This window comes from Pseudoalteromonas umbrosa (assembly GCF_030125375.1).
In the GTDB taxonomy this organism is placed as follows: Bacteria; Pseudomonadota; Gammaproteobacteria; order Enterobacterales; family Alteromonadaceae; genus Pseudoalteromonas; species Pseudoalteromonas umbrosa.
The window spans coordinates 880,434-892,733 of the sequence record NZ_JASJUU010000001.1 but is presented as its reverse complement, the minus strand read 5'-3'; the positions used below and the strand labels follow the sequence as shown (position 1 = coordinate 892,733).

Genomic DNA, 12,300 nt, shown 5'->3' with positions numbered 1-12,300 from the left:
ACAAAGAAAAAACGGCGAACACATAATAAAAAAGAGAGGCGACAATAGCTGACGTGGTTAACCAAATCCCTTTTAAAAGAATAATTTCAAATCCTAAGTTAAATACGAAAGGGAATGAGCTAACAATAAATGCTACAGCTACTGTAATTGAGATACTTTTTTCGTTCAAAATATCCCCCCTAAGACATAACGCCAAGCGAAACGACAGCGTCAGCTGTCAGGTTGCGCGCCTTGTTATACTTTTAACCCCAATAACTTTCTCGATATTTCAACATACTCTGGATTCCCTTTACCATTTAACGCCTCGATTAAGCCCTCACGACCTGATTCAATTAACGGGCTTTTTTCTGAAATAAGAATTTTAAGTGTATTTGATTTAAACCAAGGCATTGCCACTTCCAGGAAAGCCTGAAACATGGCGTCAGCACATAATTGAATTGATTCTTCAGTATTTTCATACTTGAAGCTCGATTCGTAAGGGTGTAAATCAATATCTGGCATACCATTTAATGCAACATGTTCACGAGAATCGTTAAGTGCCCTAATCAGAACATGCATTCTAAATGTTGGCCCAAACGTATATTTGTGGAAGTGAATCACATGCGCAACATGTCCTGCCTGCTTTGAAAACCAATTACTACGTCTAGTAAAATCATATTCTCTAACCAATTTGTTAAATCTTCGCAACACTTTTTGACCATTAGCCTGCTCAATTTTCTTTGCTTCTTTCTCAGCAAGGTATTGTTGTTTCTGCTCTGCCGTTAGATGGTCAATTAATTTAAATCCTCTAGGAATCACTTCCCTCTCCTTGCAATGCATAACGCTTTGCTAAGCGGCAATAAAATTGTTGGCTAAAATAGTGAGGAACGAGCAAAAGCCAACTGTTTTTTGTCCGTTTAAGCAACTTGTTATGCGCATTATTTTGATTTGAAATGACCTAGCAAAGCATTCCAGTCAAACTCAATACCAGCCTTTTTAAATACACCAAGTTTAATTCCACCACTCAGAAATTCTCTTTTGTTTTTTTCCTCATCATCAATATGGATACATTGTAAAGCCTCTATTGGCTCCTTTAACTTTACTATGCCATTTGAAAGAAGTTTATCTTGATATCGAATTAGCGCCGCACTTGTTCGCAGATCTCCTTTAAGTTTATCAATTTCGCTTTTTAGTCTTTCTAGTTTAAGTTCAGTAAGAGGGTCTGAATACTCATTTATTAACTCTGCAGTGTCAATTTGCGGTAATTTCAAATACAAAGACAGCGCTTGAGATACTAGAGTTAAAGACTCTTCCTTTGAATCAGGAGTTATTGAAAATAGAATGTCTTGCCCTGAGTAATTGACTTGAGGTTTAGATTTTATGCCTAGATCTTTCAAAAATTCGATAAAGTAATTTAGGTAACTGATACAGGATTGTTGTACCTCTTCATCAAAAGAGAATTTAGCCACTACTTTATTTGAAAAGCCACCTATCGATAACTTTTCTTCTACTTCTTCAAAAGTTCTATCCAAAAAGCTCGCAAGTTTTAAGTAAAAATCTTTGAAGCACTCTACTTCATCGACATCTACACCAAAATAAATTGATGCAAAACCAGAGTCATCGGATAAACCTAACTCCTCGCCATTAATTGGAAATTCTGTCTGAGCCTCTATTGCTTTGGCGACTTCATTTCTAATCATAAAAGGATTGAAATGTCCATCCCAATCATCAAGCTTAATATCCCAGCAATAGCCAAAGTACTTCGAGTCTGCATCTGCGCTAGTACATAAATAGAGAGTTGAAATTTGTTTTCCTAAGATTCCATGTTCGTTATCAATAACAAGATAAAGTTCAGGATGAAAATCACTAAAGTTATGATCTGAAAAATCGGTGATGGTTAGTTTTAAATCTTGATTTGCGGGAAATTGATAGGACTTATCACCCCATTTACCCCCATATTCGGCTAGGTTATACTTTTTCCCTTTAAATAGTACATTCCAGTCTTTCCAATTATCGCTTGTTTTTTCTAGTTCAACCATAATCCATCACTTAAATATTCGAATGCGTATAACAATTTAATATCGACCCAATGGGTCGCTTTTCTACCGAACCATGGGTCATTTTTCTCATTGTACCAGTTTTATCACAATAACTAACTTGTTGCTACAGATATATTTTTTAATCATTATAGACATTATGGAAAGGATCAAAACGACCCACAGGGTCGTTTTCTTGACTATGGGAGAAACGCAGCGGCACTGTATATAAACACAGTTACCTTTTAGAGCTAACTTAATGAGAACTCGTTCACCATTTTTAAGCCACATCGTCGAGTTTATGTTGACTAAGCAATATTCACTTAGAATCGTTGATGCATACCTTAAGTGGATTTCTCCCTATATTCACTGTCATGGTAAGCCCCATTCGAAGTTGCCAATTGTTATAACCCCTGAGGAGGTTAAATGTCTCATGTCGTTTTTAAGCAAACGATATTATTTAATTTCAGGATTAATGTGCGAAAAGTTAATGACATAGTGCGAAGCGCTGGCATTCTTTTCGTGCAAGGTGAAGTGAGCCATTTTAACCAAAGATGACCAACCCCCCTTTAAACGCACCAATCCAGTCGTAGTGGGTTAAGCATGGATCCTGAATCAAGTTCAGGACGACGAATTCGGGGGGCATGTGCATAACTGGCCATAAATCAACATCATGACCCCATCTATTAACACATCGCTGATTCTCTCTACGTCATTCCGGGCTTGCTCCGGAAACCATTGATTAGTCACAGAAGCAATGGCTCCAGATTCAAGTTCACTAAAACAAACACTCGATGCATTAAGCCTTAAAAGAATCGACCTTTTCTTTTAAGTTGCTGGTGTAATCACCCAATGCACTACTTACTTCAGCATTGAGCTGCGCGTTTTTAGCAATTTCTGTGATGCTATTGTTAAACTCATTAATGTTGGTGCTTATCTCAGCAATCACAGAGGTTTGCTCTTCAGTTGCAGTCGAAACTTGCACATTCATATCGATGATTTCATTCACTGCGCTATTGATTTCGTTCATATACTTTGCCGACTCGTTCGCTTTTTCAACGCTCGAAGTTGCACTCGTTTGCGCATTTTCCATCGCAGTCACGGCATTTTGCGCCATTGACTGTAGCTTTGTGATCATCTCTTTAATTGACTCAGTTGCTTTTTGCGTATTATGTGCCAGCTGTCTCACTTCATCGGCAACGACCGCAAAGCCTCTGCCCGACTCACCTGCCCGAGCAGCTTCAATCGCAGCATTTAATGCCAATAAATTGGTTTGCTCAGCAACACCTTGGATCATCAAAACAACTTGGTTAATTTCGTTACTTTGCGTATTTAAAGCTTGAATTTGTTCGGTATTATCCGCAACTAAGTCAGCTAACTGCTCAATCGATTGGATATTCTGTGAGATTGTACTTGTGCCTTGCTGAGCAAGCGTGCCCGATGTTTCAGCTTTTTGTGCTGTTAACTGCGCATTATTAGCCACTTCTTGAATAGCAGCGCTCATTTGCGTCACAGCTGTCGCAATCATAGCTGTTTGCTGCTCTTGATCCTGAGACGTATTTGCCATCGATGAGCTAATAGATGTCAAATTGGTAGACGTCGAGGTCAATTCACCTATCATTTCAATAAGACTTTGAACAAGGTTGTGCAAACAATCGACCATCATATTAAAGTCATTGCCAATTTCGCTAAGCTCATCTTCGCCAACCACTTTTACACGCTGCGTTAAATCCGCATTTTGTGCAATGGTTTTTATGGTGCGTCGCAATCCTTTTAGTGGCTTATGGATAGAGCCGTAGATCAACCAACTGACACTCAACATAACAACTATCACGAGTACAGACGCAACTATCATCCCAACCCTTGCAGCATCGGCTTCTTCATGGCTCACATCAATCAGTTTGCTGGCCTCATCTAGCTGCAGCACCATCAGTTCATTGTAGCCTTCGCTCAGTGGGTCAAACGTCTCGTAGAGATCTTTAACAAATTGGTTGTAAGGCACAGAGTCAAACTTATCTTGTGCTATTAAGCGCTGATACTCTTGAATAAGCTGATTAACTTCCCGCTCAGACTGCTTAATTTGCTGAACTATCGATTGCTCTTGACTGGTCAATTTACCTCCTAAGTAAATTTCCCACTCAGCTATGGCTATTGATTTGGCCTCTTCAATATTATCAAGCGCTTGTGATGGTGTTAATTGCTTGCCTCTTAACTTATGAAATGTATCAACAATAACCACCGCATAGTTATCTGACACCACTTTAATCTCTTTAAGTGGTAAAACTCGACCAGAGTACATCTTGTCCATATTCGTAACGAGGTGGGAAATCGTCGTGAGCGTAAACACTGTCGCAATTACGAAAAGGATTGCAGGTAATCCAGACAACGACAATAAACGGCTTTGTACAGAGAAATTATTCAACATCAAATTTTCCTTAGGCTTTGCCTAGTTACCTTGATAATTGAGTATTGACTAACTATGTGAAATTACAATGTAAAAACGGAACTGATCCACTAAAGTCTCGGTTCAAAATGGCTGTTCAAACCACTTTGTCACATAATCGAAAACGAACACTGTGTGACTAACTAATTTAGCGACGCATTCAATATTATAAACTTGCGATGTAATGGACTTGGCAAACTACTGCTAAAAAACTTAAAAACAGTACTTTATATGCAATGGGCTGCTGAGTCTTAAGTGCTGAAATAAACGCGCAAATAAATGAAGATATAAGAGAGAGGAAGCATACTAGTGCCAGAGCAAATACAATTTGTTGCGGCAGATAAAAATCACAGTCATAGGAGCACCTATAGAACCGCTCTATCATTAAGCTGGCCAATATCGTTTGTAACGCCCCCCAAGCGCTTAATAAGAGTAAAGCAATATGCGACAAATGTCGGAAATTAAATGCTTGTTTATAATCCACTGATAAATCCTTATCGAAAAAACATCCGCATTACGAAGACATAGCCATGACTTAAAGCTTAATGGCGAACAATAAAAAAACACACTCATCAAGTACAAATTATGACCGGTCTTGAAAATAAAAAGCCCGCTATTTGCGGGCCTTCGTCTAGCGTACTCTAGTTACATTCAACGATTGAAGCTTCTGATGTTGATGCTCTAAGCGCTATTTTGCTCAATCCTACTTCAGCGTTTCCAACGAGCGAGAGTTTAAATGGAGACATTGTCTGAGATAACTCAGCGCCAAGGTTTGCAAAGCAAGTCAAAGGCACGGCTAACTGCTGCCAACCATTTGTGAGCGCGCTCAATTTTTCATCCGGTATTTTAACTTGTGAGCTGCAATTGATTTCTTCCTGACAATTCACCCCTATATAGGCTTTTGAAATTGAGCCTGATTTCACAGAGATATCAAATGTTAAGTAAGCACTCGAATTGACATACGCGCTGAGATCTTCAGGGAAACCATGTTTGCTCAACAATTGAATGCCAGCGATTTTTGCATCACTAAAAGACAATTGCAGACTGTCTTCCTGTACAAAACGGTCAATCGTTCTGTAGCCTACGCCATTGATCTGCTCACTATTAGAACGGATCGGCTTTCTCTTATTACCTTCAGTGAGATATAGCGCCCATGGTTTTTTAGGCTGACCATCGTATAACAACTCGACTTCATTGACGCTGGCACTAATATCAAAATACTCGCTCAAGTTGTCTTTCAACGTATCCTTTGTTTCGTAATCCAACCCAAAGCCGTATGCAAACAACGGAGTTTTTCCGTCAAAACGATTGACGTGTTGCGTCGGTGAATTCGGCCACGAAAACGACAGCTTGCCCGTAAAGTCATATTGAATACTGTCATTTTTATCTTTTAGTAGCACATCAGCCACACCACCGCCTTCAGATCCCGGTAGCCAAAGTGCAACAAAAGCGTCGCTGGCGTTTAGCTCCGCATTCATCCACATCGGACGACCACTAATGAAAAGTGATACAACTGGGATACCTTGCGCTTTCAATGACTTTAATAACATCAGGTCCTTGTGAGTACCGTATTGATATGCCAAATGCGGTCTATCCCCTTGTCCCTCTGCGTAAGGCTCCTCTCCAAATACAACAATTGCGACGTCGGGCTTATTATCTTTATCGAACGAACCATCAAGACTCAAGGTAATCTCACCACCCGCTTTCAAGACTTGGTGTTTGATACCTTCATAAATCGAGGTACCACCAGGAAAATCTGCATTGGCGTTATTGGTTCCTTGCCAAGTAATAGTCCATCCACCTGACTGTTTACCTATGTTATCTGCGCCATCTCCAGCAATTAAGATATTTTGTTTGGGAGATAAAGGTAAGATCCCAGCTTTGTTCTTGAGCAGTACCAGAGACTTTCTTACTGCTTCTCTGGCAAGTGCTCTGTGTTGTTCATTACCCATAATTTTACTATCGCCAGCATAAAGGCGCTGCGCGGGACTTGGCTTATTGAACAGGCCCGCTCGTATTTTTACTCTTAAAATACGGCTCACCGCATCATTCACTCGACTAAGCGCTATGGTGCCGTCTTTCACTTGGCTGACCGTATTGTAAAACAATGGCTTCCAACTTTGCGTTGGTGCCATAAACATGTCTAATCCCGCATTGATTGCTTGTGGACAATTATCATTCGTGCATCCTTGTATCTGACCATGGCCATTCCAGTCTCCGACCACAAAGCCATCAAAGCCCATTCGGTCTTTCAACACTGTTGTCAGCAAATATTTATTGCCATGTATCTTGTCGCCATGCCAGCTATTAAAGGAAGCCATTACTGACTGCGACCCAGCTTTTAAGCCACCTACATAACCTTGTGCATGAACTTTAAATAGTGTTTCTTCGTTAGCAACGTTGTTCCCTTGATCATCTCCTTTAAGAGTCCCACCGTCTCCAACAAAATGTTTAACTGTGCTTATCACATGCTGCTCTTTGAATACGGTATTTGAGCGCCCATCACCTTGAAGTCCTTTAACAATGGCATAAGCGTAGTCCCCGACTATTTCTGGGTCTTCTGAATACCCTTCGTACGTTCTTCCCCACCTGTCGTCTCTTACAGTGGCAACCGTGGGTGCGAAGATCCAATCAATGCCCGTAGCCAGCACTTCTTTTGCGGTAACTTGGGCGATTTTTTCTATCAATGCAGGATCGTTTGCAGCGCCCAGACCGATATTATGAGGAAACAAGGTCGCGCCAATCACATTGTTGTGACCGTGAACCGCATCGGTGCCCCACATCGTCGGGATCGTCGAACCATCCAAAGACGCATCAATTGACGCTTGATACATAGACTCAGCTAATGCCACCCAATCGGTCACTGACGCATGTTTGTCACCATTTGGAAAGGCCCCACCGCCATTTAAATAAGAGCCAAAACCGTATTTGCGCATATCTTCAACTGTGATATCGCGTATTTCAGGCTGGATCATTTGAGCGACTTTTTGCTCAATGGTCATCTCAGCGAGAAGTGCATTAACTTGAGATTCAACCTCTTCCGATTGTGCAATTTCAGACACAATATTTGGCCAAATAGTTTGGTCTTTGCCCTTATCTGCTGTTGTCTCTAATCGTTTTGACTGTTCGCACGCACTGAGCAAACTCACCATACACACACAAAATAACGAGGTTCGTTTTAAGTTGTTCATTGCGCAGTCTCCTTTGTCGATTTTTTATGGCATCCCCAAATTCCAAAATACGCAATGAAGATATAACAAGCAGCGGGTAAGAAAAATGAGCCCTGTAGCCCGATATTGTCAGCCAGTAACCCTTGTAAAATAGGGATGATAGCGCCGCCGACGATCGCCAAGCACAATAAACCTGAGCCACGACTTGCGTCTTTGCCTAAGCCAGAAATCGCTAAACTAAAAATTGTAGGAAACATAATAGAGTTGAATAACCCAACCGCGAGCATCGCCCACATCGCAAGTGCACCGGTTTGATTGACTGCAAAAACAATCAGGCAAATCGAAACAACAGCATTGAACGCCAGCACCTTTCCACCCGCAATTTTTTGCATCACCGCAGCCCCAATAAAGCGCCCGATCATTGCTCCGCCCCAATAGTATGCAATGAGCTTGGCAGCTTCTGCTTCATTCAAGTCTGCAATACTAGGTTGATGTAAAAAGCTTACTAGAAAACTGCCAATCGATACTTCTGCACCCACATATAAAAAGATGCCAATTGCGCCTAAAATCAAGTGTGGATGATCAGACAGCGGTCTGGTACTTTTTGGGAGTTCATCCTGTGATTCGACCAATTTTGGTAACTTAAGTGCAGCAAATACAATAGCCAATACTCCCAATACACCTGCGAGCAATAAGTATGGTGCTTGTACCGCTTCAGCACCATTTGATACCGTGTTCTGCCCTGAAAACAAGAGGTAAGCACCAAAGAATGGGGCAATAGTGGTGCCCAGTGAGTTGAAAGCCTGTGTCAGCGTTAACCTTGAAGGTGCGGTTTCAGGTTTACCCAGTGCGCTAACATAAGGATTCGCAGACACTTGTAATACGGTGATCCCTGAAGCCAATACAAACAAAGCAAGTAAAAAGACTTCGTATATTCCAATAACAGCCGCTGGTACAAACATCACACAGCCCAAAGCAGCAATGAATAAGCCAAATACAATACCTTTTTGAAAGCCAATTTTACTGACGAGGTTTCCTGCGGGGATCGAAACAATGACGTACGCCCCAAAAAAGCAAAATTGCACAAGCATCGCTTGCGTGTAGCTAAGTTGAAATGCCCCTTTTAGATAGGGAATTAAAATATCATTCAGGCAGGTAATAAACCCCCACATGAAAAATAAACTGGTGAGCGCACAAAGTGCAAATCCAATATTTTTAGGGAAATCGGATGATTGTACTTGCGCAGCTTTTGAAGCAAACTCGGTTGCCATAATAAAAACTCCAACCAGCATTGAGCCAATGCAACAGCGTCTGTTGCATGCTCAATACTTAAAAATAACTTAGAGATAAAAAAGTGATTAGATTTACTGAAAGCTATATCTCACACCCAAGGTATACCTCGGGCCGTACTGCCTTGCGAATAAAAACTGTCGTTCATAGCGACCAAATCCCTGCTCAGTTTCATCGTTGAGATTTATGCCCTCAAAAAAGACCGTCCAGCGTTCATCAATGTCGTAATTTACGCTGGCGTCTAACTGGGCATACGCCTTGGCAAACTGCGGCGGATTATCAGCAGAACCTTGATCTTGACCAACGCCTATTAAATACTCATCACGCCACGCGTAAGTAAGCTTAATAGAGAGCCCATCCTTCTCGTAAAAAACTTGTGCATTTGCTGAATCACTTAACCCCGTTAACGGTGTTTGCTGATCTAAACTGTTTACATCAAACTCCACGTCGCCATCGACAAACGTGGCATTGAGCCCAATGCCAAAGCCGCTTTCACCAAACACATGTTGAAATGCCACTTCAAATCCATCGACCTTTTTAGTATCTGTGGCATTAAATGGCTGGGTTATTTGCCAAACTAATGATGGGTCATCGTCAGCAGGCTCTATGTAACCTTGCGAATTAAGCGTCGCGCCATTAGCCTGCATTTGCAGAAAAATAGCATCACTGGTTGCTTGCTCACCGCGCGCTTCAATATCGGCAACCGCTTGATTCCATCTCGGACCTTGATAGATATCTTTAAATCCATCAATAGTTGTTTCATTAACCTGACTTCCGATGAAGTTTTTGACTGACTTTTTGAAGTAGCCGATTGCTGCGTAACTACTTTCATCGTAATAATATTCAAGGCTTAAATCTAAGTTTGTAGACTCAAATGGCTCTAAATTAGTATTGCCTTCATTGCCGTTACGTGAACCTATTTTAGGGCTGCCAGAGAGCACGCGTCCCCCCGCCAAATCACCCAGTGGTGCACGTGTAATGGTTTTACCCCAAGACACTCGGCCAACCAGCTCATCGGTGATATCCACTTTCACGTCGAGCATTGGCAGCAGCACATCATGCTGTCCTTCAGAAGTATAAGTATTATCCTCTGGGAGGTATTGTGTGTGCCACTCACTACCACCTAGCCACCAAACTGAAATCGGAATCTGTTGTTCATCAACACTGGTTACATCGGTTTCTTCGTATCGAACACCGATGTTTAAAGCGACAGGGAATGAGGCGACTTCAAACTCCCAAGCACTCTGAACATAAAAGCTCATTGTCTCTTCTTGAACAGAGCTACGAGAAAAGGTGCCCAAATCATGGTATGCCGTAGTGGCAAAGTAATCGTCACCACCGAGCACGTCATTGGTAAGAAATGCTTCAGAGCGCGCGACGACCTCATCAAAGTCAAAAGTGTAATAGTAATTCGGGCTCAAATTTGCGCCACCACTGGAAAATGCATCTAAAAATCCATTGGTATCGTTTCTGATAAACATGCTATCAGGGAAGATTTGTGGCCACGCAGGATTAAATAAAAAACCGCCAATTAGACCACTCCAAGCGTTAGAGCCGCCCATCGTTTGGTCCGTCATAGCAGCACCAAATTTGACATCAATGAGCGGAATGTCAAAGCTGTCATTTTCCCATGTTGCATCTATTTGTAGTTGCTGAACCTCTGCCTTTCCAGGCGAGTGAACAAACTGACTAAAGTGTGAGTCAATTTCACTTTCAAGCAGCGTTGTTGAGCCATTCAGCCAATGTATTTGCGCATGTGGAACATCACCGGTGCGATAATCATAGTTTTTAGTGCGTAGCTGATCTGACCCCAACACCAAAGAGCCTTCACTGCCGATGCCTTTATCAATGCCATTGTCGGTTTCACTTGATGAGTCGTGATAATCCACGGCAACATGCCACACGTCATTAATTTGCCAATCAATATTAATACCTGCTGATTTTTCAATGACTTCTGTCGTGGATCGCGACGCAGTAAAAGAGCCATCATTACCGCTAATATCGGCAAAAACCGCTGTGCCATTTTCATCTAATTCATAGGCATTGATGTTGCCGCCATATTCATTCCACATCCCCCAACCTATGCCGTTTTTACCTGTTACGGCTTTGGTGTGGGTGTAGTCTACTGAAAGCACCAAGTCATCAGTGGGCGCATACTGAAACACAATATGACCATTTGTTCTGTCCCTTTCCAAATCTTCAATGCCGTAGTTCATGTCACGAGGAAAGAAATAATCTCCTACTCGATTTCCTTCATTATCTAGTGGCCTAGGATCAACCACCTTGCTGTCATTTATATTACCGGGCAAATCGACATTGGCTTGCCAACCCTGAATATGCGCCTGCTGCTTTTGGAAATCTCTTTCATGATGTGTGAGAGAGAACGATACACCCAATGTATCGTCAATAAAGGTGTTTGAATAAAGCGCTGATAACTCGGGCGTCACATCGTCATTTTCGACGTTTGACGAATCATGAATCGCTTTTGCCGAAAAGGTATAGCGCTCACCGGGACTTGCCAGCGGTTTTCTGGTCACAATGTTAACTGTAGCGCCTAAACCACCACTTGGGTTTTCTGCGCGTGCTGTTTTAAATACCTCTAACGCCATTACACCGTCAGCCGATAAATTCTCAAGGCTGTAAGATCTTGAGTTACCAGTGCCTGGCATTTGTCGACCATTTAACGTAATTAAGTTGAAATCCGGACCAAAGCCCCTGACTGTGATCTGAGAGCCTTCACCATTACTTCGACTGACCGCAACACCAGTAATACGCTGTAAAGATTCAGCCAAGTTGGTGTCTGGAAATTTGCCCATTTCCTCTGCTGAGATCGCATCCACAACACCTGATGCACTTCTTTTGAGATTCATAGCACGGGTCAAACTGCCCTTGATCCCACGGATCTCAATGACTTCTATTTCTGGATTTTGCGCATCTGTCGTTAAATTCACTGTTGATTGTTCTTCTGCAAATACCTGCCCTGATAGAGCTAATGACACACACAAAGCCACGCGCGAAGATACAAATTGAACTTGTTTCATAACTAACCTACATAAATTCTCTGTTCTGGGGGGAAATTTGTCCCCCCTTGTATTTGCCGCGTTACGGCACCGTGATTTCTGCGTTATCAACTCTGTAAACCGCACCTTCGCCGGTGCCCCATGCAGGGAACACCATTACAACATTGATTTTTGATAAATCTAAGCCTGCGTCAGCCAACGACTGTAAAGAGTAGGTATAAGTTTGCCACTGCCCAGTAACTGGAGGTTGTGCTTCAATGCTCGCACTCAAATCAAGCTCGACAGCTGTTTGCGCGTCGAGTGATTCAATTTTGAATTTCCAAGTACTACTTGCGTCATTGGGTGCGTTGAGCACTTTCATG

At 42.1% G+C, this 12,300-nt stretch carries 6 protein-coding genes; all 6 read right to left on the bottom strand.

The genetic code is table 11. From position 1 onward, the window contains the following. Positions 1 to 234: 234 nt before the first annotated feature. The 6 genes from QNM16_RS03865 to QNM16_RS03840 all read right to left on the bottom strand — a co-directional run bounded on the left by QNM16_RS03865 (position 235) and on the right by QNM16_RS03840 (position 11,959). Complete coding sequence (locus QNM16_RS03865; protein ID WP_284019272.1) at positions 235 to 798, bottom strand: hypothetical protein; 564 nt, start codon at positions 796 to 798, stop codon at positions 235 to 237. A gap of 119 nt (positions 799 to 917) precedes the next feature. After that, complete coding sequence (locus QNM16_RS03860) at positions 918 to 2,018, bottom strand: hypothetical protein (RefSeq protein ID WP_284019271.1); 1,101 nt, start codon at positions 2,016 to 2,018, stop codon at positions 918 to 920. A 796-nt stretch (positions 2,019 to 2,814) separates the two neighbouring features. Then, the gene (locus QNM16_RS03855; RefSeq protein ID WP_284019270.1) at positions 2,815 to 4,440 is read right to left on the bottom strand and encodes a methyl-accepting chemotaxis protein; all 1,626 of its coding nucleotides are present in this window, start codon (positions 4,438 to 4,440) and stop codon (positions 2,815 to 2,817) included. 659 nt (positions 4,441 to 5,099) lie between these two features. Continuing rightward, on the bottom strand, positions 5,100 to 7,649 hold the full coding sequence (locus QNM16_RS03850; RefSeq protein ID WP_284019269.1) for a glycoside hydrolase family 3 protein: 2,550 nt from the start codon (positions 7,647 to 7,649) through the stop codon (positions 5,100 to 5,102). Further along, positions 7,646 to 8,899, bottom strand: a complete 1,254-nt coding sequence (locus tag QNM16_RS03845) for a sugar MFS transporter (protein WP_284019268.1) — start codon at positions 8,897 to 8,899, stop codon at positions 7,646 to 7,648. Before QNM16_RS03845 ends, QNM16_RS03850 begins: the two co-directional genes overlap by 4 nt. Before the next feature lie 93 nt (positions 8,900 to 8,992). Next, positions 8,993 to 11,959 carry a TonB-dependent receptor gene (locus QNM16_RS03840; RefSeq protein ID WP_284019267.1) on the bottom strand — a complete coding sequence of 989 codons (2,967 nt, stop codon included), beginning with the start codon at positions 11,957 to 11,959 and terminating at the stop codon, positions 8,993 to 8,995. Positions 11,960 to 12,300 lie beyond the last annotated feature (341 nt).

Excerpts from the sequence above, each read along its gene's own strand:
- QNM16_RS03840 (WP_284019267.1), bottom strand. The coding sequence starts at position 11,959 with ATGAAACAAGTTCAATTTGTATCTTCGCGCGTGGCTTTGTGTGTGTCA.
- QNM16_RS03860 (WP_284019271.1), bottom strand. The coding sequence starts at position 2,018 with ATGGTTGAACTAGAAAAAACAAGCGATAATTGGAAAGACTGGAATGTA.
- QNM16_RS03850 (WP_284019269.1), bottom strand. The coding sequence starts at position 7,649 with ATGAACAACTTAAAACGAACCTCGTTATTTTGTGTGTGTATGGTGAGT.
- QNM16_RS03855 (WP_284019270.1), bottom strand. The coding sequence starts at position 4,440 with ATGTTGAATAATTTCTCTGTACAAAGCCGTTTATTGTCGTTGTCTGGA.
- QNM16_RS03845 (WP_284019268.1), bottom strand. The coding sequence starts at position 8,899 with ATGGCAACCGAGTTTGCTTCAAAAGCTGCGCAAGTACAATCATCCGAT.